Source organism: Pedococcus cremeus (genome assembly GCF_900111375.1).
Lineage (GTDB): Bacteria > Actinomycetota > Actinomycetes > Actinomycetales > Dermatophilaceae > Pedococcus_A > Pedococcus_A cremeus.
Genome location: NZ_FOHB01000009.1, coordinates 48,390 through 69,726, shown reverse-complemented (window position 1 = coordinate 69,726; position 21,337 = coordinate 48,390). Strand labels below are relative to the sequence as shown.

Annotated in this window: 18 protein-coding genes; 13 read left to right on the top strand and 5 right to left on the bottom strand. The window is 72.4% G+C overall.

Going from position 1 to position 21,337, the window contains the following annotated elements:
• The first annotated feature begins 12 nt into the window (after positions 1 to 12).
• The 4 genes from BMW78_RS16745 to purH all read left to right on the top strand — a co-directional run bounded on the left by BMW78_RS16745 (position 13) and on the right by purH (position 4,132).
• Positions 13 to 744, top strand: coding sequence for an alpha/beta hydrolase (locus BMW78_RS16745; protein WP_091762088.1), 732 nt, complete (start codon positions 13 to 15; stop codon positions 742 to 744).
• Between the two features lie 81 nt (positions 745 to 825).
• The gene (locus BMW78_RS16740; protein ID WP_091762086.1) at positions 826 to 1,806 is read left to right on the top strand and encodes an LLM class F420-dependent oxidoreductase; all 981 of its coding nucleotides are present in this window, start codon (positions 826 to 828) and stop codon (positions 1,804 to 1,806) included.
• Between the two features lie 89 nt (positions 1,807 to 1,895).
• Positions 1,896 to 2,534 (top strand): phosphoribosylglycinamide formyltransferase, encoded by a 639-nt coding sequence (gene purN / locus BMW78_RS16735; protein WP_091762084.1) that lies wholly within the window; start codon positions 1,896 to 1,898, stop codon positions 2,532 to 2,534.
• The gene (gene purH, locus BMW78_RS16730; protein WP_091762082.1) at positions 2,531 to 4,132 is read left to right on the top strand and encodes a bifunctional phosphoribosylaminoimidazolecarboxamide formyltransferase/IMP cyclohydrolase; all 1,602 of its coding nucleotides are present in this window, start codon (positions 2,531 to 2,533) and stop codon (positions 4,130 to 4,132) included. The genes purN and purH overlap by 4 nt, the downstream gene beginning before the upstream one ends.
• Positions 4,133 to 4,179: 47 nt before the next feature.
• Here the strand turns inward: purH and BMW78_RS16725 are convergent, their stop codons facing one another.
• The 5 genes from BMW78_RS16725 to uxaC all read right to left on the bottom strand — a co-directional run bounded on the left by BMW78_RS16725 (position 4,180) and on the right by uxaC (position 10,558).
• Positions 4,180 to 4,911: an exonuclease domain-containing protein gene (locus BMW78_RS16725; protein WP_091762080.1), complete on the bottom strand. Its 732-nt coding sequence runs from the start codon at positions 4,909 to 4,911 to the stop codon at positions 4,180 to 4,182.
• Positions 4,908 to 6,770 carry a DUF294 nucleotidyltransferase-like domain-containing protein gene (locus BMW78_RS16720; RefSeq protein ID WP_091762078.1) on the bottom strand — a complete coding sequence of 621 codons (1,863 nt, stop codon included), beginning with the start codon at positions 6,768 to 6,770 and terminating at the stop codon, positions 4,908 to 4,910. Before BMW78_RS16720 ends, BMW78_RS16725 begins: the two co-directional genes overlap by 4 nt.
• Before the next feature lie 78 nt (positions 6,771 to 6,848).
• Complete coding sequence (gene bar, locus BMW78_RS16715; RefSeq protein WP_091762076.1) at positions 6,849 to 7,985, bottom strand: barbiturase; 1,137 nt, start codon at positions 7,983 to 7,985, stop codon at positions 6,849 to 6,851.
• 66 nt (positions 7,986 to 8,051) lie between these two features.
• Complete coding sequence (locus BMW78_RS16710) at positions 8,052 to 8,993, bottom strand: carbamate kinase (RefSeq protein ID WP_091762074.1); 942 nt, start codon at positions 8,991 to 8,993, stop codon at positions 8,052 to 8,054.
• A 143-nt stretch (positions 8,994 to 9,136) separates the two neighbouring features.
• Positions 9,137 to 10,558: a glucuronate isomerase gene (gene uxaC, locus BMW78_RS16705; protein ID WP_091762072.1), complete on the bottom strand. Its 1,422-nt coding sequence runs from the start codon at positions 10,556 to 10,558 to the stop codon at positions 9,137 to 9,139.
• A 261-nt stretch (positions 10,559 to 10,819) separates the two neighbouring features.
• Here uxaC and BMW78_RS16700 point away from each other — a divergent pair, with 261 nt between their 5' ends.
• The 9 genes from BMW78_RS16700 to manD are packed head-to-tail and all read left to right on the top strand — an operon-like array spanning position 10,820 to position 21,302.
• On the top strand, positions 10,820 to 11,806 hold the full coding sequence (locus tag BMW78_RS16700) for a LacI family DNA-binding transcriptional regulator (RefSeq protein ID WP_091762070.1): 987 nt from the start codon (positions 10,820 to 10,822) through the stop codon (positions 11,804 to 11,806).
• A gap of 56 nt (positions 11,807 to 11,862) precedes the next feature.
• Positions 11,863 to 13,077, top strand: coding sequence for an extracellular solute-binding protein (locus BMW78_RS16695; protein WP_091762067.1), 1,215 nt, complete (start codon positions 11,863 to 11,865; stop codon positions 13,075 to 13,077).
• Positions 13,074 to 14,306, top strand: coding sequence for an ABC transporter ATP-binding protein (locus tag BMW78_RS16690; RefSeq protein ID WP_091762065.1), 1,233 nt, complete (start codon positions 13,074 to 13,076; stop codon positions 14,304 to 14,306). The genes BMW78_RS16695 and BMW78_RS16690 overlap by 4 nt, the downstream gene beginning before the upstream one ends.
• Entirely contained in the window at positions 14,303 to 15,214 is a 912-nt protein-coding gene (locus BMW78_RS16685) for an ABC transporter permease (protein ID WP_091762062.1), read from the top strand. The genes BMW78_RS16690 and BMW78_RS16685 overlap by 4 nt, the downstream gene beginning before the upstream one ends.
• A complete protein-coding gene (locus tag BMW78_RS16680) occupies positions 15,214 to 16,092 on the top strand; it encodes an ABC transporter permease (protein ID WP_091762060.1) in 879 nt (292 codons plus the stop codon). The genes BMW78_RS16685 and BMW78_RS16680 overlap by 1 nt, the downstream gene beginning before the upstream one ends.
• Positions 16,089 to 17,099, top strand: coding sequence for a PfkB family carbohydrate kinase (locus BMW78_RS16675; RefSeq protein ID WP_245735925.1), 1,011 nt, complete (start codon positions 16,089 to 16,091; stop codon positions 17,097 to 17,099). The genes BMW78_RS16680 and BMW78_RS16675 overlap by 4 nt, the downstream gene beginning before the upstream one ends.
• Entirely contained in the window at positions 17,096 to 18,631 is a 1,536-nt protein-coding gene (locus BMW78_RS16670; protein ID WP_091762058.1) for a UxaA family hydrolase, read from the top strand. The genes BMW78_RS16675 and BMW78_RS16670 overlap by 4 nt, the downstream gene beginning before the upstream one ends.
• Positions 18,607 to 20,073, top strand: a complete 1,467-nt coding sequence (locus tag BMW78_RS16665) for a mannitol dehydrogenase family protein (protein WP_245735924.1) — start codon at positions 18,607 to 18,609, stop codon at positions 20,071 to 20,073. The genes BMW78_RS16670 and BMW78_RS16665 overlap by 25 nt, the downstream gene beginning before the upstream one ends.
• Complete coding sequence (gene manD / locus BMW78_RS16660; protein WP_091762056.1) at positions 20,070 to 21,302, top strand: D-mannonate dehydratase ManD; 1,233 nt, start codon at positions 20,070 to 20,072, stop codon at positions 21,300 to 21,302. The genes BMW78_RS16665 and manD overlap by 4 nt, the downstream gene beginning before the upstream one ends.
• Positions 21,303 to 21,337: the final 35 nt, after the last annotated feature.

The following is a 21,337-nucleotide window of genomic DNA, read 5'->3' as shown; positions in this document are numbered from 1 at the left end:
GGTGGGGAGCGGGTGGCGGCGACACCGTCGCGCACACCGCAGCCGCTGCCGCTGAGCACCCCCGCCTCGATCGCGCAGCGCTGCCTGGTGCCGGTCGAGGGCGGTCTCACCAGCTTCGCCGGACCGGAGGGCAGCACGATGACCGGTGCGGTGCTGGGGGACGGCGCCGACGTCGCGGTCCTGCTGCACCAGACCTCGGCCGCCGGGTTCTGCGGGTTCGCGACGTATGCCGACTGGGTCGCGTCGAAGGGCGTCAGGGCCGTGCTCGTCGACCTGTGCGGCTGGGGGCGCTCGGCCTGCAAGGGCGGCTTCGCCGCCGACGCCGAGGCGCAGGTGCGGCTGCTGGTCGACTGGGCGCGCGAGCACGGCGCCCGCCGGGTCACCGTCGTAGACGCCTCGATGGGCGGGGCGATCGCGCTCGGCGTCGGGCAGCGGGCCGGCGCCGACGCCGTCGTCGACCTCTCGGGGCCGGCCGTCTGGCAGGGCATACCCACTGCGGGGGAGGCGGCGAAGGAGACCACCGTGCCCCTGCTCCTCGCGGTGGCTCCCGGCGACCGGGGGATGGACCCGCCCGCGCTGCGGGCGGCGGTGAAGGCCGCACCGGCGCAGCACAAGCGGTTCATCTCGACCAAGGGCAGCCACGGCTGGGACATGCTGGGCGGCGGCGCGCTCACCGAGCCGGTGTGGTCACCGCTCGCCCACGACGTGCTGGCCTGGGTCAAGGGCGACTACCGAACGGGCTGACGGGCGAGGTATTTTCGCCGCCGGGCTGGTCGCGCCCGTGCTCGAGATGCTGATCGCCGGGGTGCGTGTGACCGTGACGTCATGACGCGATTCGGGTACACCCTCATGACGGAGCAGTCCGGACCCCGTGACCTCGTGCGCTACGCCGTCGCCGCCGAGCAGGCCGGCTTCGACTTCGAGGTCTCCAGCGACCACTACTCGCCGTGGCTCACCGAGCAGGGCCACGCGCCCTACGCGTGGAGCGTGCTGGGCGCTGTGGCGCAGGCCACCGAGCGCGTCGGCCTGATGACCTACGTGACCTGTCCGACGATGCGCTACCACCCGGCGGTCGTGGCGCAGAAGTCCGCGACGATGCAGCTGCTGAGTGAGGGACGCTTCACCCTCGGCGTCGGCAGCGGCGAGAACCTCAACGAGCACGTGGTCGGCGAGGGCTGGCCCATGGTCGACGTGCGGCAGAACATGCTGGCCGAGGCGGTGCACCTCATCCGCGACCTGCACACGGGCGAGCTCGTCACCTGGGAGGGCGACTACTTCCGCGTCGACTCCGCCCGCGTCTGGGACGTCCCCGAGGACGGCGTGCCGATCGGCATCGCCGTCTCGGGGGAGAAGTCGATCGAGCAGTTCGCGCCGCTCGGCGACCACCTCATCGCCGTCGAGCCCAACGCCGACCTCGTCAAGGGCTGGCAGGCCACCCGCAGCGACGACGGGTCGTCGTCGAGGACCATCGGCCAGATCCCGATCTGCTGGGGCCGCGACAAGGACGCCGCCGTGCAGAAGGCCCACGAGCAGTTCCGCTGGTTCGCCGGCGGGTGGGCCGTCAACGCCGACCTGCCGACGCCGGCCGGCTTCTCGGGCGCGACCCAGCTCATCACCCCCGACCAGGTCGCCGAGCAGATCCCCTGCGGCCCCGACCTCGACGGCATCGTCGAGGCGGTCCGGCCCTACTGGGAGGCCGGGTTCACCGACATCGCCCTGGTGCAGGTCGGCGACGAGGGACAGGACGAGTTCCTCGCCGAGGCGGCGAAGGACGTGCTCGAGGCGCTGCGCTCCGCCGCTCCCTGACAGGCCGGTATGCCGCGTGGCCGGCGGGCTGGCGCCCGCGGAGCGGACGCGGCGAAGGGGGTGTGCTGCCGGGGCGATATCGTCGCAGCGTGACCGCGCCCGACGCCGCCACCGCAGCGCCAGCCCCCGGCAGCGCCGGCATCGTCGTCCTCGTCTCCGGGAGCGGCACCAACCTCCAGGCCCTCATCGACGCGGCCGCCGACCCGGCCTACGGCGTGCGCATCCTGGCCGTGGGCGCCGACCGGGCGGGCATCACCGGCCTGCACCGCGCCGCTGCCGCCGGAATCCCCACGTTCGTGTGCCGGGTGCAGGACTACCCGGACCGGGGCGCCTGGGACGCCGCGCTCGCCGACCTCATCGGGGTGCACGAGCCCGCCCTGGTGGTCTCGGCCGGCTTCATGAAGATCCTCGGCCCGGCCGTGCTCGGGCGCTTCACCGTCGTCAACACCCACCCGGCCCTGCTGCCCGCCTTCCCCGGCGCGCACGCGGTGCGTGACGCGATCGCCTACGGCGCCAAGGTCACCGGGTGCACCGTGCACGTGGTCGACGCCGGCGTCGACACCGGGCCGGTCATCGCGCAGACCGCTGTCGAGGTCCGTGACGACGACACCGAGGAGTCGCTCCACGAGCGCATCAAGACCGTCGAGCGCCACCTGCTCGTCGACGTCGTGGGCCGTGCGGCCCGCGAAGGAGTCACCGTCACCGACCGAAAGGCCACGATCCCGTGAGCGAGCAGACCACGACGTCCGAGGAGCGCCGCCCGATCAGGCGGGCCCTGGTCTCCGTCTACGACAAGACCGGCCTCGACGAGCTGGCCGCCGGCCTGCACGAGGCGGGCGTCGCCATCGTGTCCACCGGCTCCACCGCGCAGCGCATCGCCTCGTCCGGGGTCCCGGTCACCCCGGTGGAGGAGCTGACCGGCTTCCCCGAGTGCCTCGACGGCCGCGTGAAGACGCTCCACCCGCGCGTGCACGCCGGCATCCTCGCCGACACCCGCAACCCCGACCACCTGCGCCAGCTCGACGAGCTCAGCGTCGAGGGCTTCGACCTCGTGGTCGTCAACCTCTACCCGTTCACCGACACCGTGATGTCGGGTGCCTCGCAGGACGAGTGCGTCGAGCAGATCGACATCGGCGGCCCCACCATGGTGCGGGCGGCCGCCAAGAACCACGCCAGCGTCGCCATCGTCACCAGCCCAGCGGCATACGGCTCGGTGCTAGACGCCGTGCGCGGCGGCGGGTTCACCCTGGCGCAGCGGCAGCGGCTGGCAGCGGAGGCGTTCGTCCACACCGCGACCTACGACGTCAACGTCGCCTCGTGGATGGGCAACGTCGTCACCGACACCTCCGAGGGCAGCGGGTTCCAAGCCTGGGTCGGGGCGACCTGGGAGAAGTCCGCGGTGCTGCGCTACGGCGAGAACCCGCACCAGCGGGCGGCGCTGTACACCTCCACCTTCGTCCCGCAGCCCGGGCTGGCGCAGGCCGAGCAGCTGCACGGCAAGGAGATGTCCTACAACAACTACGTCGACGCCGACGCCGCGGTGCGCGCCGCCTACGACCACGGTGACCAGCCGACGGTGGCGATCATCAAGCACGCCAACCCCTGCGGGATCGCGGTCGGCGAGACGATCGAGGCCGCCTACGCCAAGGCCCACGCGTGCGACCCGGTCTCGGCGTTCGGCGGGATCATCGCCACCAACCGGCCGGTGACCGCCGCGATGGCCGAGGCCGTGAAGGACGTCTTCACCGAGGTCGTCGTGGCCCCGGCGTTCGACGACGACGCGCTCGCGATCCTCAAGGGCAAGAAGAACATCCGGCTGCTGACCTGCGCGGCCCCGGCTCGCGAGGGCGTGGAGACGCGGCCCATCTCGGGCGGCCTGCTGATGCAGTCGCGCGACACCGTCGACGCCGAGGTCGAGGGCGGCGGCGACGACCCCTCGCGCTGGACACTCGTCTCGGGCGAGGCCGCCGACGAGACCACGCTGGCCGACCTCGCGTTCGCCTGGAAGGCGATCCGCGCCGTGAAGTCGAACGCGATCCTGCTCGCCCACGACGGCGCCTCGGTCGGGGTCGGGATGGGCCAGGTCAACCGGGTCGACTCCTGCCACCTCGCCGTCTCCCGCGCCGGCGAGGAGCGGGCACGTGGGTCGGTGGCGGCCTCCGACGCGTTCTTCCCGTTCGCCGACGGCCTGCAGGTGCTGCTCGACGCCGGTGTGCGCGCGGTCGTGGCTCCCGGCGGGTCGATGCGCGACCAGGAGGTCGTCGACGCCGCGAAGGCGGCCGGCGTGACGATGTACTTCACGGGCACGCGGCACTTCGCCCACTGAGCCGGCGCTCGGGCCCGGTCCACGCCGGGCTCGAGCCAGGCTCCGCCTCAGCCGCCCTTGGTGAGCTGGCGGAGCGTGACCGGACGGCCGCGACCGAGCTCGGCCACCTGCGCGAGGTAGAGCTCGGCGCAGGCCAGGGCGTCCGTGAGGGCGTCGTGCGACCGGTACCGCGGCAGGCCGTGGCGCTCGCGGGCGGCCGGCAGGCGCAGGCCGCCCTGCGGCGGCTCGCGGTCCCAGCCGGTCTGCCAGCCGGCGGTGACCAGCCGGTGCTCCAGCGCCATGGTGTCGACCGCGAGGGTGGGCAGCGGCTGCCCGTGCACCCGGCGGCAGGCGACGTCGAGGAAGCCCTGCTCGATCGCCGCGTGGTGGGCCAGCAGCACGCGGCCGGTGAGCGCCTCGAGCAGCAGGTCGAGCGCGTCCGTGAGCTCGGCCCCGGCGGCCACCGCGTCGTCGGTCAGCCCGTGCACCGTGGCGCTCTGCCCGACGCCCTCCTGTCCGAGACCGCCGGATCCGCGGACGACCACCTGCCCGGCGCCGCCCAGCACGATGCTGGTGCCGTCGACGGGCACGAAGCCCAGGCTCACGATCCGGTCGTGGTCCGGGTCGAGGCCGGTGGTCTCGAGGTCGACGGCCAGCAGCCGCAGGCTGGTGTGGTCGGCGCCCAGGGGCGGGAACGGCTGGGCGAGGTAGCGGCGCAGCGCTCCCTCCGGCAGGGCGCCCCGGGGCGAGGCGGCCAGCTGCCGGGCCCGCCGGTGGTCGGGGGAGCGGCGCAGGATCATGAGAGGTAGTGCAGCGGGTAGGTGCGGGCCAGCACCGCCTGCGCCTGCTTGACCACCTGGAAGGCGTCACGCAGGTGCCGCTTGTCGAAGGGGCTCAGCTCCTCGGGGCTGACGAAGTTGTCCGGGGTCCGCCCGGCGCGCACCTGCCCGGCCTGGTGCCGCAGCCGCACCTGCCCGAGGAACTCCATCGCGCCGGCGAGGTCGGCGGCCGACTCCGCGCTGAGCCGCCCCGCGGAGGCGACGGCGCGCAGCCTGGACTGGGTGCCGACGTGGGGGCTGCCGATCGCCAGGGCGTGCACGCGGGCGAGGTCGACGACGAGGCCGAGCCCCTTGCGCTTGAGGTTCAGGGTGTCGACGTGGTCACCGGCGCCCTCGAGCACGAAGCCGCGGAAGAACCCCAGTGGGGGATGGTTCGCGACGGCGTTCCCGGCGAGGTGGGCGAGGAACCGCTTCTGCCCGGGCGTGCGGGCGAGCACGTCGTCCTGCAGCTCGGTGAAGAGCTCGGCCGACCCGCCAACCGGGCGCATGTCGAAGAAGATGCTGCCCGCCAGCACGGCCTCGGGGTCGGGCGTCGTCATCCAGCCGCCGAAGGTCCGCTTCCACTCCTGCAGCCCCTGCCGCCAGCGCGGGTTGGTGGCCATCACCTCGCCGCTGCAGTAGGCGTAGCCACACGCCGCCAGCCCGTCGCTGACCCGGCGGGCCAGCTCCTCGAACCACCGCTGGTCGCCGGGGGTCGCGTCGTCGGAGAGGAGCAGCGCGTTGTCCTGGTCGCTCGCCAGTCCCTGCTCGTGCCGGGCCTGCGAGCCGAGCACCACCCAGCACCACGGTGCCGGCGCCGGGCCGAGCCGGGCGGCGGTGAGGTCGAGCAGGCGTCGCGCGGTGGCGTCAGCGATGGCCGTGGCCACCCGTCCCACGTCGTCGGCCGAGGCGTCCTGCTCCACCATCTGCCGGACCACCTGCGGCAGGCGCTTGCTCAGCCGCACGACCTCGTCGATGGTGGCCGCCCGGCGCAGGTCGCCCACGAGGTAGATCGGGTTGGCCTGCTCGAGGCGGATCAGGTCGGTGCTCGTGACCACCCCCAGCAGGTGGCCGTCGTCGACGACGGGCAGGTGGTGGATCGCACGGCCCACCATCTCCATGAGCACCTCGAACGCGAGGTCGTCGGGAGAGGCGGTCACCGGGTCGGTCGTCATCACCGTCGCGACCGGGTCGTCGCCGTCACGGCCGTCGGCGACCACCCGGTTGCGCAGGTCTCGGTCGGTGACGATGCCGGCGAGCCGGCCGTCGCGCAGCAGCAGCAGCGAGGACACCCCGTTGCTCCGCATGGTCTCGGCCGCCTCGCGGATGCTGACGCCGCAGTCGGCGGTCACCGGTGGGCGGGTCACCAGCTCGCGGGCGGCGACCCGGAGGCCGGCGAAGCGGCGCCCGGCGATCTGCGCGGCGAACTGCGCCTGCTGGGTGCGCTGCCGGTGGCGGCGGTCGAAGAACGCCTTGAACGCCGCCTGCTCGCGGCACAGCTGGAGGAACGCGTCGGCCGGGACCGCGATGACGAGCGAGTCCTCGAGGGCGGTGAACTCGTAGGACGAGGGCGTCTCCTGCAGCAGCGGCGACATCGCGAACGACGTGCCGCTCTCGGACCGCTCGACGAGCTCACCGTCGCGGTCGCGGATGTCGACCGCGCCGGAGCGCAGCACGTACATGACGTCGGTGTGCTGGCCGACGGCGAGCAGCACGCTGCCGCGGCGGAAGTAGCGGACCTGGAGGACGGGGAGGAGCCGTTCGAGCACCGGGCGGGGCAGCGTGTCGTAGGGCGCGTGCTCCGCGAGGAAGTCGCGGATCTCGACCAGTTCGGTGTCCATGACCCGCGCATCATGGCACGGACACGGCGACGGGCACCCGAGGACTTCGGCCCCGGGTGCCCGTCGGACTGGTGTGGGTCAGCGGCTCCAGCGGTAGCCGGTCGGCTCGCCCTCGCCCACGTCGACGATCGCGGCCACGGGGCCGCCGCCGTCGGGACCCTGGTGCGCGGCGGAGACCGACACGAAGACCGCGGGGTCGCCGGTCACGGCAGCGGTGACGCCACCGACGCACGACTTGATCTGGCGGTGCCAGTGCACGTCGGAGTCGTCGAGCATGGCGTTGCGGCGACCGTGGACGGTGCCGTCCTGGCTGACCTCGCACTTGAGGAACACGTTGACCAGGCGGCCCTGCAGGTCGGTCCAGTGCGGGCGCTCGGGCAGGTCGAGCCCGGCGTCCTTGATGGCCGCCCAGATGCCGTCCTGGTCGAGGGCGTCCTCCATGACCGAGTGGCCGATGCGGTAGCGGCCGCCGATGCCGCGGGTGTTGCCGACCACGACGATCTGGGCCTGGTCGAGCTCGACGCCCGAGGAACACGAGGCGACCGAGGAGTACAGGTCGCGGTTGTGCATGACGTCCGCGTCCGTCGGCATCTCGATCTCACCCAGGGCGACGGCGATGCCGAGGCCGGTGGTGCCGTTGGAGAGGTCCATGGACTCGTGGGTGTGCTCGGTCCAGACCTTCATCCCGCGGGACTTGGCGTCGCGGATGGTGTGGATGGTGAGCAGCGGGGTCTTGGTCTGCACGTAGTGCACGTCGGCCGGGTCGGTGATGCCGGCGCGCTCCATGGCGACCTTCACACCGTCGGCGACCTTCTTGACCATGGCGACGTACCCGATCTCCTCGGGCTTGATCGGCTCGCTCATGGCGAAGCCGACGGTCAGGCGCAGGTCGTCGGACTTCTCCGCCTTCTCCGCGGGCACGGTCGCGAAGATCGTGGCGTGGGGGCTGATCACGCCGTCGGTGCCGCCGGACCACACGATCGGCACCTGGCGCACCTGCTCCTCCGGGGCGCCCTTGGCGATGAGGACCTCACGGAACGCGCGGTCCGCGATGATGCGGGTGTAGTCGTTGACGCCGCCGTTGCCCTCCGTCTTGCCGATGATGGCGATGACGCGGTCGGCCTCCATGACCCCGTCGTCGATGAGCTTGGCCAGCTCGGAGGCGTCGGCGACGCTGTGGATCGGGACCTTGCGTACCTCAATGGGCTCGGGCACGTGACTCACCTTTCTGGTTCTCTTCGGGCTGTGGGAAGGCTTCGTGGCACAGGGACGTGCGGGGTCTCAGACGTTCTCGATGACGGTGCCGACGGCGCCGGGCGACTCGATGGCCTCGGTGATGCGGTCGAGGGCAGTGATGACGCTCCGCTTGCCGCCGCTGCGGACGAACCGCAGCGCGGCCTCGACCTTGGGGCCCATGGAACCGGACGCGAAGTGGCCCTGCGCGGCATACCCCTCCATCTCGTCGAGCGTGACGTGGCCGAGTGCACGGGCGTCCGGGGTGCCCCAGCCGATCACGGCGTTCTCGACGTCGGTGGCGATGACGAGCGCGTCGGCGTGGATGGAGCGGGCGAGGACCGCGGCGGTGAGGTCCTTGTCGATGACCGCCTCGACGCCGCGCACCCTGCCGTCCTCGGTGCGGATCACGGGGATGCCGCCACCGCCGGCGGCGACGACGACGTAGCCGGCGTCCATGAGCGTCAGCAGCGTGTGGGTCTCGAGCACCTCGAGCGGCTCGGGCGAGGCGACGACCCGGCGCCACCCCTTCTCGCCGCGGTCCTCCCAGGTCTGGCCGTGCTCGATGAGCACCTGCGCCTGCTCGTGGGGCAGGAAGCGGCCGATCGGCTTGGTGGGCCTGGCGAAGCCGGGGTCGTCGGCGTCCACGAGGGTGCGGCTGATGAGCGCCGCGCAGCGCCGGTCGACGCCCCGCTCGGCCAGCGCGTACTCGAGCGTGTCGAGGATGGTGAAGCCGATGGTCCCCTGCGTCTGGGCGCCGCACCAGTCGAGCGGCACGGGCGGCACGACGTGGGCGGCGAGCTCGTTCTTGACGAGCACGTTGCCCACCTGGGGGCCGTTGCCGTGCGTGAGCACGACGTCGTGGCCGGCCGCGACCAGCCCGGCGATGTGCTCCATGGCGCGCGCGATCGCGTGGCGCTGCTCCTTGGGGGCAGCGCTGCCGTCCGGGCCGGTCATGGCGTTGCCGCCGAGCGCGACGAGCACCCTCATGCACACCTCCATTGGTCTAGGGCGCGAGCCTAGGGATCCGCGGGGGAGGTCCGCGTTGTCACCTCCTGCCCAAGGAACCCCTGCTCCGCTGGAGATGTATGCCGTGCGGCCGGTTTCCTGCCGGTGGTGGGGGAGGGTGGGACTCAGGCCCGGGGGGCGTAGGCCTGCTTCGGGATCCGGTAGGCCAGGTCGACCGCCGTCTCCACGGCCTCGTCCTCGCTGAGCCGGTGCTCCGCGACGAGCCGGGCGAGGTAGCCGGCGTCGATGCGGCGCGACAGGTCGTGCCGGGCCGGGATCGAGGCGAACGCCCGGGTGTCGTCGACGAAGCCGGAGGTGTTGTAGAAGCCGGCGGTCTCGGTGGCCAGCTCGCGGAAGCGGCGCATGCCGTCCGGGCTGTCGAGGAACCACCACGGGGCGCCGAGCCGCACGGAGGGGTAGACCCCGGCCAGCGGCGCGAGCTCGCGGCTGTAGACCGTCTCGTCGACCGTGAAGAGGATGAGGCGGAAGCGGGGGTCGGTGCCGTAGTCCTCCAGGAGGGGGCGCAGCCCCCGGGTGAACTCCGCCGCCACGGGAATGTCGAAGCCCTTGTCGGCGCCGTGGGCGGCGAAGACGTCGCCGTGGTGGTTGCGCAGCACGCCCGGGTGCAGCTGCATGACCAGCCCGTCGTCACGGGACATCCCGGCCATGACGTGCAGCATGTGGGCGGCGAAGGAGGCCGCCTCCGGCTCGGTCACCTGGCCGGACCAGGCCCGGTCGTAGATGCGCGTGGCCTCAGCCCGGTCGAGGGGCGTCGTGTCGGCGGTGAGGTGCCCGTGGTCCGTGGCCAGGCCGCCGGCCGCCACGAACGCCCGGCGCCGGGCGCGCAGGGCCTCGAGGAACCCGTCGTAGCGCGAGGTGTCGACGTCGGCGAGCTGCCCGAGCGCCTTGGCGTCGCGCTGCCAGTCGGGGCCGTCGAGGTGCACGAGCGCGTCGGGCCGGAAGGTCGGCACGACCCGCTCGCCCAGGCCCTGCTCGGCGAGCCGGGCGTGCTCGGCCAGCGGCGAGGTGGCCGGGTCGGTCGTCGAGAGGAGCTCGATCCGGAAGCGGTCGAGGAGCTGCTGCGGCCGGAAGTCCGGTTCGGCGATGCGGGCCGCCACGGCGGCATACAGGCTGTCCGCCGTCTCGGCGGAGGGCCGCTCGTCGACGCCGAAGACCTCGACCAGCTCGTGCTCCAGCCAGTAGCGCGACGGCGTGCCGCGGAACAGGTGCCAGTTCTCGCACAGGCGACGCCAGATCGCGCGGCCGTCCTGCTCGACCGGGCCGCCGTCGGTGCGGGGGACGCCGAGGTCCTCGGGGGCGATGCCCTGCGAGACCAGCATCCGGGTGACGTAGTGGTCCGGCGTGATGAGGAGCGCGGCGGGGTCCGGGAAGGCGGCGTTGTCGGCGAAGACCGAGGCCTCGACATGGCCGTGCATGCAGACCAGCGGCAGGTCCCTCGTCTGCCCGTAGATCGTGCGGGCGACCGACCGCAGGGCGGGCTCAGCGGGGAGCGCGCGGTCGGGGTGGAGCGTGAGGGGCGAGGGCATGACAACTCCTGTCGGCAGAGGTGGGCCCCGGGCTGCCGGCAGCGGCGACGGAGCACGCGCTGCAAAGGGTTGCACGGCGCGAGGTCCACCGCAAGCCCCGTTTCCTGGGAGGCTAGTTCGTTGCTGCACAGCGGTTTTGTTGGTCGGTGGGGGTGTAGCCGCGAATTTGAGATTCTCCGGGTGAGACCATTGACAACGCTCTGCAATCGGTTTCAGACTGCCACCCAACCTACTGAACTCAAGGACGAGGGAGGACCGGTGATGGCGGTGACCATCCGCGACGTGGCCAAGGCTGCTGGCGTCTCCGCCTCGACGGTCTCGCGGGCGCTCTCGATGCCCGACATCGTCGACGCGGCCACCCGGGAGCGCGTCCTGCGCGTCGCCGACCACCTCGGCTACCGGCCGAACCGGGCCGCCCGGGGCCTCATCACCGGGCGCACCGGCAACATCGGCCTCATCCTCCCGGACCTCGCCAACCCGTTCTTCCCCTCGGTGGTCAAGGGCATCCAGCGCCAGGCGCACGAGGCCGACTACCAGGTCTTCGTGGCCGACACCGACGAGGACGCCTCGGCCGAGCTCGGGTTGGTGCGCTCCCTGGCCAAGCAGGTCGACGGCATCATCCTCTGCTCGCCGCGCATGAAGCCGGCCGAGCTGCGTGAGGCCGCCGGTCTCGCCCCGATCGTCCTGGTCAACCGCAAGGCGGGCACCATCCCCTCGGTCGCCATGGACAACGCCGACGGCATGCGGCAGGTCGTCGACCACCTCGTGGGTCTCGGGCACCGGCGCATCGGCTTCGTCGCCGGACCCCGCTCGAGCTGGTCCACTCGCGAGCGTCTCCGTGGCCTGCGCGCCGCGTCGACCCGCGCCGGCGTCGAGCTGGTCGAGGTCGGCAACTTCGCCCCCACCTTCGACGGGGGCATCGCGGCGGCCGAGGGCGTCCTCATCGCCGGCGTCACGGCCGTCGTGGCCTACAACGACCTGGTCGCGATGGGTCTCGTGAGCGCCCTGCGCGACCGCGGTGTCGACGTGCCCAGCCAGCTGAGCGTCGTCGGCATCGACAACATCCAGATGTCGGCGATGGGCCACCCCACGCTCACGACCCTCGGGATCCCCAAGGAGAAGGCGGGACGCAGGGCCGTCGACCTCCTGCTCCACCTGCTGGCCGACCCGTCCGGGACGGCCACCTACGAACGCGAGCTGCCGACCGAGCTGCTCGTCCGGCAGAGCACCGCGCCTGCCCGACCCTGACGACCGAGCCACCAAGGCCGACGCCGCACCGTGCGGCGCTGAAGAAGGGAAGCCCCATGCGCCTCAACCCGCGCACCACCGTCGTCGCCTCGAGCGCACTGCTCGCCGGCCTGCTCGCAGGCTGTGGCGCGCCCAGCTCCCCAGCCGCCCAGGCCGGCGGCTCCGGGGAGGTGCCCCAGAAGCCGTCCAAGCCCGTCACCCTGAACGTGCTGGACGTCGCGGGCAACCTCCAGCTGACCCAGGGCATGATCGACGACTTCGTCAAGCAGCACCCCGACGTCATCTCCCGGGTCACCTACTCCAAGGCCCCGGCCCCGGACCTGGTGGGCAAGATCAAGGCCCAGCAGGGCGCCGGCCGGGTCGACATCGGCCTCGTGCTGACCGGCACCGACGGACTGTCCGCCGGCGCCGAGCAGGGCCTGTGGGAGCAGATCCTGCCCAAGCACAAGGACCGGCTGTCCAACATGGACACCTACCAGGAGCCGGCCGCCAAGATGCAGGAGCTGGCCGGCGACTACGGCGTCGAGGTCACCTACTACCCGTCGGGGCCGCTGCTGGAGTACATGCCCGACAAGGTGCCGAACCCGCCGAAGAGCGCCGAGGAGCTGCTGGCCTACGCCAAGGCCAACCCGGGCAAGGTGGAGTACGCGCGTCCGGCCAACTCCGGCCCGGGCCGCACCTTCCTCATGGGCCTGCCGTACGTCCTCGGCGACAAGGACCCCAAGGACCCGATCAAGGGCTGGGACAAGACCTGGGCCTACCTCAAGGAGCTCGGCCAGTACATCAACACGTACCAGACGGGCACGACCGCCACGATGAAGGACCTCGCCAACGGCACGGTCAACATCGTCGCGACGACCACCGGCTGGGACATCAACCCCCGCGCGCTCGGCACCGTGCCGGAGTCGGCGAAGGTGAGCACCCTCAAGGGCTTCCACTGGGTCACCGACGCCCACTACGCCGTCATCCCCAAGGGTGCGTCCGCCGACCAGCAGGCCGCCGTGCTGCAGCTCGTGCAGTTCATGCTCACCAAGGAGCAGCAGGCGAAGGCCTACGACGACGGCTACTTCTACCCCGGCCCGGCCGTCGAGGGCGTCGACATCTCCATGGCGCCGAAGAAGAGCCAGGACACCATCGCCAAGTTCGGCCGACCCGAGTACGACGCGCTGATCAAGGACAACCCCAAGGAGGTGCCGCTCGACAACAAGTCGATGGTGGCCGCCTTCGACAAGTGGGACCGCGAGATCGGTGGATCGAAGGTGAAGAAGTGAGCACTCCGACCACGTTCCGCGAGCTGCGCCTCGATGGCGTGGGGCGCAGCTTCGGTGGCCAGGACGCCCTGCAGGGACTGGACCTGACGATCCGGGCGGGCGAGTTCATCGCCCTGCTCGGGCCGTCGGGGTGCGGCAAGTCGACGGCGCTGAACTGCCTCGCCGGCCTGCTGCCCCTGACCGCCGGAAGCATCTGGCAGGACGACAAGCGCGTCGACACCCTGCCGCCGGAGCGGCGCGGGTTCGGCATGGTGTTCCAGAACTACGCGCTCTTCCCGCACATGACGGTGCGCAACAACGTGGCCTTCGGGCTCCAGATGCGCCGGCTGCCCAAGGCGGAGGTCACCCGCCGCACGGAGGAGGCCATCCGGCTCGTGCAGCTCGAGGAGCACGTCGGCAAGCTGCCCGGCCAGCTCTCCGGAGGACAGCAGCAGCGCGTCGCGATCGCCCGGGCCGTGGTGCTCGAGCCCTCGCTGGTGCTCATGGACGAGCCGCTCAGCAACCTCGACGCCAAGCTGCGCCTCGAGATGCGCACCGAGATCCGTCGGCTGCACCAGAGCCTGGGCCTCACCACGGTCTACGTCACCCACGACCAGGAGGAGGCCCTGTCGATGGCCGACCGCCTCGTGGTGCTCCGCAAGGGCAGCGTGCAGCAGGTCGGCACGCCCGAGGAGCTGCACAACCGTCCGCGCAACTGGCACGTCGCCGACTTCATGGGGTTCCGCAACCTGCTGCCGGCGACGGTCGCCGAGGTCCGGGACGACCACGTAGTGGTGGCCGTCGGTGGCCTGCGGCTGGCCGCGACGCCGATGGTGCCGCTGTCGGCCGGTGACGAGGTCGTGGTCGGGGTGCGCCCGGAGGACCTCACCGTGGCCTCGGGCGGGGTCACGGGCGGCGGCTCGCCCGCCTACGGGTCGAGCACCGGCAGCGGCACCAGCACGTATGCCGCGGAGGCCACCATCGAGGCGCGCGTCGAGGTGGTGGAGTACCAGGGCCGCGAGGTCGCCGTCGAGGCACGCACCCCCCAGGGCGTGCGGCTCCACCTCCGCACCGCCGAGCGGCTCGCCCCCGGCGACACCGTCTCGCTGGCCGTCGCGCCGGGTGCGTTGCTGGCCTTCGCCCGTGGCGACGAGGCCCTGCCCTCGGGTGCGCCGGTGCTGGGCGACGCGAGCGAGCCGGCGACCTCCCGCGACGGGGTGCTCGCCACCACCGGCGGTGAGGTGTCGTGACCGGCGGAGCGGCCACGGGCCGGGCCCCGACCGGCCTGAGCCTGCGCCACCGGCTGGCCGAGCGCGGCGTCGACGGGCAGCTGCTGCTCCTGGTGCCGGCCATGGTGTTCGTCATCGGCCTGTTCGTCTACCCGTTCCTCTACGGGCTGGGGCTCTCCTTCCAACCCACCAAGGGCGGCGGCGCGTTCGCGGACTACCAGCGGTTCTTCTCCGACGCCTTCCAGCGCGACACGATCTGGAAGACGCTGAAGCTGTCGATCCCTGCGGCGCTGTTCAACGTCCTGGCGTCGGTGCCGATCGCCTACCGCATGCGCGGCAGGTTCCGCGGAAAGCGCCTCGTCACAACGCTGCTCGTCATCCCGATCACACTCGGCACGGTGCTCACGGCGGAGGGCCTGCTCAACTTCCTCGGTCCGGCCGGCTGGTTCAACCGCACCCTGATGAGCCTGGGCCTGGTCGACCAGCCGATCCGCCTGATCAACAACTACTGGGGCGTGTTCTTCTCGCTGGTGATCACCGGCTTCCCCTTCGCGTTCCTGCTGATCCTGTCCTACCTCTCCGGCATCGACCCCAGCCTCGAGCGGGCGGCCGCCACGCTCGGCGCAGACTGGCGCGCCCGCTTCCGGCGGATCACGTTGCCGCTGCTGGCTCCCGGGCTGGCGACGACGTTCTGCCTCACCTTCGTGCTGGCGTTCAGCGTCTTCCCGTCGGCCATCCTCGTCGGTGACCCGACCGGCACGACGCGCGTCATCTCCATCGCGGCGTACCAGGCCGCCTACGAGCAGTACGACTACCCGTTCGCCTCGGCCATCGCCATGATCATGGGCGCGGTCGAGCTCATCGTCATCGGCGTGGTGCTCCTGTGGCGCAGCAGGTTCTACGCCGGATCGACAGGAGGCAAGGGCTGATGACCACCCTCAACCCCACCGCACCGACGACCGCGACGGGCACCCGCCGGCGGATTGTCGCCAGCCCCGGCGGCTGGCTCGTCTGGGGAGCCGTCGTGCTCTTCATGGTCTTCCTCGTCGGGATCGTCGGCTCCGTCCTGGTCAACTCGTTCGGCACCCGGTGGTTCGGCACCTGGCTGCCGGAGGGCGCGACGACCCAGTGGTACAGCCAGGCGTGGACCGACTTCAGCCTGATGAGCGTCATCATCGTGACCCTCGAGGTCGCCGCCGCGGTGGTCGTGCTGTCGGTCCTCGTCGGGGTCCCGGCGTCCTACGTGCTGGCACGCCGCGACTTCCCGGGCAAGAAGGTCGTCTACCTCGCCTTCCTGCTGCCGATCATGATGCCGCCCATCACCTACGGCATCCCGCTCGCGACGGTGCTCTACAAGTTCAACCTCGCGGGCAACATCACCGGCGTCATCCTGGCCAACCTCGTGCCCTGCGTGCCGTTCGTGATCCTGACGATGACGCCCTTCATCGAGCAGATCGACCCCGCCATCGAGCGGGCGGCCCGGATGTCCGGAGCGCGCACCTTCGCGATCTTCACGCGGATCCTCGCGCCGCTGCTCGTGCCCGGCATCCTCGCGTCCTCCATCCTCGTGCTGGTGCGCACGGTCGGCATGTTCGAGCTGACCTTCCTCACCGCCGGACCCGACTCCAGCACCCTCGTGGTGGCGCTGTTCAACTCCATGAACGCCGCCGGCATCCGGGCCCAGCAGTCGGTCGACGCGATGGCGGTCATCTACATGGCCGTGATGATGGTGCTGCTGGTCATCGCCCTGCGGTTCGTCAACCCGACCCAGCTCGTGGCGCAGGTCAAGGAAGAGCCGGAGCCGTGACCGGCCCGGGTGCGCCCACCGAGCTGCCGGGCCCCGGCGGTATGCCGCGCAGCGCGCCGGACGTCGTCGTCCTCGGCGAGGTGCTGGTCGAGCTCTCGTCCCTCGAGCCGCTGGGAGACGGTGCGACCCTGCGGCTGGGGTTCTCCGGCGACGCGCTCAACGCCGCCGCGGCGTCTGCTGCGGCCGGCGCCCACACCGCCCTGGTGGCGCGGGTGCCCGACGACGAGCTCGGCGACCAGCTGCTCGCCCGGGTGGCCGGCCTCGGCGTCGACACCTCCGCGGTGGTCCGCGCCCCCGGGCAGCACGGCCTCTACCTCACCCACGCCGACCCCTCGGGTGAGCGCCAGTTCACCTACGTTCGGCGGGGGAGCGCCGGGTCGGGGCTCAGCGTCGCCGACCTCGACGACGAGCTGCTCCGGGCGGCCGGAGTGGTGCTGGCGAGCGGGGTGGCCTGCGCGGTGTCCGACACCCTGGCGGAGGCGGTGCACCACGCGGCCGAGGTCGCCTCCCGGTTCGTCTACGACCCCAACTTCCGCCCCAGGCTCACCTCGGCACAGCAGGCCCGCACCCAGCTCGAGCGCCTGGCACCGCTGGCCGAGGTCGTCACGCCCTCGTGGCCCGGCGAGGTGGGCCAGCTGCTCGGCCTGGCGCCGGGGACCAGCGCCGACGAGGCACTGGCCGCCGTCGTGCCCCTCGGCGCCGCCCACGTCGTCATGACCTGTGGCCCCCAGGGCGCACTGGTCAGCACCGACGGAGCCGTGCACGAGGTGCCGGGCGTCCCCGCACCGGTGGTCGTCGACCAGACCGGTGCCGGCGACTGCCTCACCGGCACCCTCGCCGCCCGCCTCGCCCTCGGTGACGACCTGCTCGACGCCGTACGCCTCGCCGCCAGTGCCGCCGCCCTCTCCGTGCAGGGCCAGGGCGGCACCGGCCACGTCCCCACCCTCACCGAGTCCCGCGCCGCGCTCGCCGCGGCACGGCCGATCAAGGAGCTGACCCCTCGATGACCGAGCAGCTGCTCAGGCTCTCCGACGGCGACGACGTCGCCATCGCCCTCGACCCCATCCCGCAGGGCGTCACCGTGACCGCACGCGGCGGGGTCTCCGTCACCGTGTCGGCCGACATCCCCCGCGGCCACAAGGTCGCGCTGCGCGACGTGCCGGCCGGCGACCTGGTGCGCAAGTACGGACACGTGATCGGGGTGGCGACCGCGCCCATCGCGGTGGGTGAGCACGTCCACGTGCACAACCTCGCCATGCCCGCGGGCGCCTCGGCGCTCGCGTCCGGCGGTGGAGCGACCGGTGTGCTGCCGGACCTCCCGGTCGACCTGCGCCGCACGTTCCAGGGCATCCGCCGGCACGACGGCCAGGTCGCCACGCGCAACTACGTCGGGGTCCTGACCACCGTCAACTGCTCGGCCACCGTCGCCCGCCAGGTGGTCCGCCGCACCGAGGACGAGCTCGCGGCCCTGCACGCCGAGGGCGTCGACGGCGTCGTCGCGCTGACCCACGGCACCGGGTGCGGCATGGCCAGCAGGGGAGCCGGCTGGGACGTCCTGCAGCGGACCCTGCAGGGCTACGCCCGCCACCCCAACATCGGCGCGCTGGTGGTGCTCGGCCTCGGGTGCGAGGTCAACGCGGTCAGTGGGCTGATGGCCGACCTCGGCCTCGACGGCGAGATCCCCGTGGAGTCGTTCACGATCCAGGACGCCGGCGGCACGGCCGCGGCCATCGCGCAGGGCGAGAAGCTCGTACGGGGCATGGCGGCGGACCTGCGCGGCACCCGCCGCGAGGACGTCGGGGTCGAGCACCTCGTGCTCGGCCTGCAGTGTGGCGGCTCCGACGCCTGGTCGGGCCTGACGGCCAACCCCGCGCTGGGCGTGGCCAGCGACCTGCTGGTGGCGGCGGGGGGCACCAGCGTGCTGGGCGAGACCCCCGAGGTCTACGGCGCCGAGCAGATGCTCGCCGAGCGGGCGGCCAGGCCAGAGGTGGGGCAGGCCCTGCTCGACCGGATCGCCTGGTGGGAGGACTACACGACGTCCCAGGGCACCACGCTCGACGGCAACCCCTCGCCGGGCAACAAGGAGGGCGGCATCACCACCATCCTCGAGAAGTCCCTCGGCGCGGTCGCCAAGGGCGGCCACAGCCCGCTGCACGCCGTGTGCGGGTACGCCGAACCCATCCCGCGACCGGGCTTCGTCTTCATGGACACCCCCGGCTACGACCCCGTCTCCGTCACCGGCATGGTGGCCGGTGGCGCCAACCTCATCTGCTTCACCACCGGGCGCGGCTCGGTGTTCGGCAGCCGGCCGGTGCCGACGGTGAAGCTGGCGACGAACTCCAGCCTGGCGCTGCGGATGTCGGGGGACATGGACCTCGACTGCTCGGCCGTGGTCGAGCAGGGGGTGCCGCTGGAGGAGATGGGACGGCGGGTCTACGACCTGCTCCTCGACACGGCATCCGGTCGCCGCAGCTTCAGCGAGGAGCTGGCGCTCGGCGGCGAGGAGTTCGTGCCGTGGCAGCTCGGGGCCGTGCTGTGACCCGCCTGTCGCGGGGGACCCTCCCGGAGGTCCGGCACGACCGCGTGCAGCTGCCACCGCCGCCCGCCCTCGCGCAGCAGGTGGGAATCCTCCACCTCGGCATCGGCGCGTTCCACCGCGCGCACCAGGCCGTGTTCACCGAGGACGCCGCACTCGCCTCGGACCAGGAGGGCTGGGGCATCTGCGGGGTGACGCAGCGCTCCGCCGCGGTCGTCGACCAGCTGCGTCCCCAGGACTGCCTGTATGCCGTGCTCGAGCGCGGCGTCGGCGACCCCAGCGTGCGGGTGGTGGGCCAGGTGTCCGACGTGCTGTTCGCCGCGGAGGAGGGGCCGCGCCTGACGGCGCGCTTCGCCGACCCCGCGGTCCGGCTCGTCACGTTGACCGTCACCGAGAAGGGCTACCGCCGCGGGTCCGACGGCGGCCTCGACCTCACCGACCCGGTGGTGGCAGCCGACCTCGCCGGAGGTGCCCGCAGCACCGTGGGCCAGCTGGTCCGCGGCCTGCAGGCCCGGCGCGCGGCGTCTGCAGGGCCCGTCTCGGTGCTCTCCTGCGACAACCTCACCGGCAACGGCGAGGTGCTGCGCCGCCTGGTCATGGACTTCTGCCGTGCCCTGCCGTCGGCCGAGGGCGACGCCATCGGCAGCTGGGTCGAGCAGCACGTGGCGTTCCCGAGCTCGATGGTCGACCGCATCGTGCCCGCCACGACCGATGCCGACCGTGCCGACGCCGCAACGCTGCTCGGCGTAGTGGACCAGGCACTGGTGGTGGCGGAACCGTTCCGGCAGTGGGTCGTCGAGGACGCCTTCGCCGCCGGACGCCCGGCCTGGGAGCGGGCCGGGGCCGACCTCGTCGACGACGTCGAACCGTTCGAGCAGCTGAAGCTGAGGATGCTCAACGGCACCCACTCGCTGCTCGCCTACCTCGGTGCGCTCCGGGGGTACGAGACCATCGCCGAGGCCGTCTCCGACGCGGAGCTGGCGAGTGCCGCGCAGCGGCTGATGCGCGAGGACGTCGCCCCGACGCTGGAGCAGCCCCCGGGACTGGACGTCACGGCATACGGGGAGACGGTGCTGGAACGCTTCGCCAACCCGGCGCTGCGCCACCGCACCACCCAGGTCGCCATGGACGGCTCGCAGAAGCTGCCGCTGCGGCTGCTCACCACCGTGCGCGACCGGCTCGCCGCCGGCGCGACGCCGGAGTGGGCCAGCCTCGCCGTCGCGGCGTGGATGGCCTACGTGGCCGCCGGCCGTGACCGGCACGGCCGCCAGCTGCCGCTCGACGACCCGCTCGCCGACCGGCTGCGGTCCGCGGTGGGCACCGGCTCCGACCCCGTGGCCGTGGCCACCGGACTGCTCGGCGTGCGCGAGGTCTTCGGTGACGACCTGCGCGACTCCGCCGTCTTTCGCGACGCCCTGGTGCGCCACCTCAAGGAGCTACTGTGAAGATCGTCGCCGCGGAGGTCGTCGTCACGAGCCCGGGTCGCAACTTCGTGACGCTCAGGCTCACGACCGAGGACGGGCTGGTCGGGCTCGGTGACGGCACCCTCAACGGCCGCGAGCTGGCGGTCGCGTCGTACCTGCAGGACCACGTGGTGCCGCTGCTGCTCGGCCGCGACGCGCACGCCATCGAGGACACCTGGCAGCTCCTCTACCGGTCGGCGTACTGGCGCCGCGGGCCGGTGACCATGTCGGCGATCGCCGCGGTCGACGTCGCGCTGTGGGACCTCAAGGCCAAGGCGGCGGGTATGCCGCTGTACCAGCTGCTCGGCGGAGCCTCGCGCGCCGGGATCCTCGCCTACGGGCACGCGTCCGGCCGCGACACCGACGAGCTGTTCGACTCCATCCGCCACCACCTCGAGCTCGGCTTCCGGGCCATCCGGGTGCAGACCGCGGTGCCGGGCATCGACGCGGTCTACGGCGTACCCACCCGGCCCGCCACGCCGGGTGGCCGGCACGACGACTACGAACCGGCCCAGCGGGCGCCCCTCCCGGCGGAGGAGGACTGGGACACCGCGGCATACCTGCGGCACATCCCGACGGTGTTCGAGGCGGTCCGCAGCGAGTTCGGCGCCGAGCTGCCGCTGCTGCACGACGGGCACCACCGGATGACGCCGATCCAGGCAGCCCGGCTGGGCAGGGCCCTCGAGCCCTACGACCTGTTCTGGCTCGAGGACTGCACCCCGGCGGAGAACCAGGAGTCGCTCCGGCTGGTGCGCCACCACACGACCACCCCGCTGGCGATCGGCGAGGTCTTCAACACCGTCTGGGACTACCAGACGCTGATCCGGGAGCAGCTCATCGACTACGTGCGGTCGTCGGTGACGCACACCGGCGGGATCACCGCGATGCGCAAGCTGCTCGACTACGCCGCCCTCTACCAGGTGAAGTCGGGCATCCACGGGCCGACGGACATCTCACCGGTGGGCATGGCCGCAGCGCTCCACCTCGACCTCGCGATCCACAACTTCGGCATCCAGGAGCTGATGCCGCACGGGTCGCTGACGAACGAGGTGTTCCGGCAGACCTACACGTTCGAGGACGGGTACCTGCACCCGGGCGAGGAGCCGGGTCTCGGCGTCGAGCTCGACGAGGAGGCCGCCGCGCGTTTTCCGTACGAGCCGGCATACCTGCCGTTCAACCGGCTCAAGGACGGGACCGTCCACGACTGGTGAGGAGAACCACCAGAGCAGTAACCACCTGCGAACCA

What these genes read in the sequence shown, in the direction of transcription:
- BMW78_RS16740 (WP_091762086.1), top strand. Translation starts at nt 826, where the DNA reads ATGACGCGATTCGGGTACACCCTCATGACGGAGCAGTCCGGACCCCGT.
- BMW78_RS16725 (WP_091762080.1), bottom strand. Translation starts at nt 4,911, where the DNA reads ATGATCCTGCGCCGCTCCCCCGACCACCGGCGGGCCCGGCAGCTGGCC.
- BMW78_RS16720 (WP_091762078.1), bottom strand. Translation starts at nt 6,770, where the DNA reads ATGGACACCGAACTGGTCGAGATCCGCGACTTCCTCGCGGAGCACGCG.
- BMW78_RS16710 (WP_091762074.1), bottom strand. Translation starts at nt 8,993, where the DNA reads ATGAGGGTGCTCGTCGCGCTCGGCGGCAACGCCATGACCGGCCCGGAC.
- uxaC (WP_091762072.1), bottom strand. Translation starts at nt 10,558, where the DNA reads ATGCCCTCGCCCCTCACGCTCCACCCCGACCGCGCGCTCCCCGCTGAG.
- BMW78_RS16700 (WP_091762070.1), top strand. Translation starts at nt 10,820, where the DNA reads ATGGCGGTGACCATCCGCGACGTGGCCAAGGCTGCTGGCGTCTCCGCC.
- BMW78_RS16695 (WP_091762067.1), top strand. Translation starts at nt 11,863, where the DNA reads ATGCGCCTCAACCCGCGCACCACCGTCGTCGCCTCGAGCGCACTGCTC.
- BMW78_RS16680 (WP_091762060.1), top strand. Translation starts at nt 15,214, where the DNA reads ATGACCACCCTCAACCCCACCGCACCGACGACCGCGACGGGCACCCGC.
- BMW78_RS16670 (WP_091762058.1), top strand. Translation starts at nt 17,096, where the DNA reads ATGACCGAGCAGCTGCTCAGGCTCTCCGACGGCGACGACGTCGCCATC.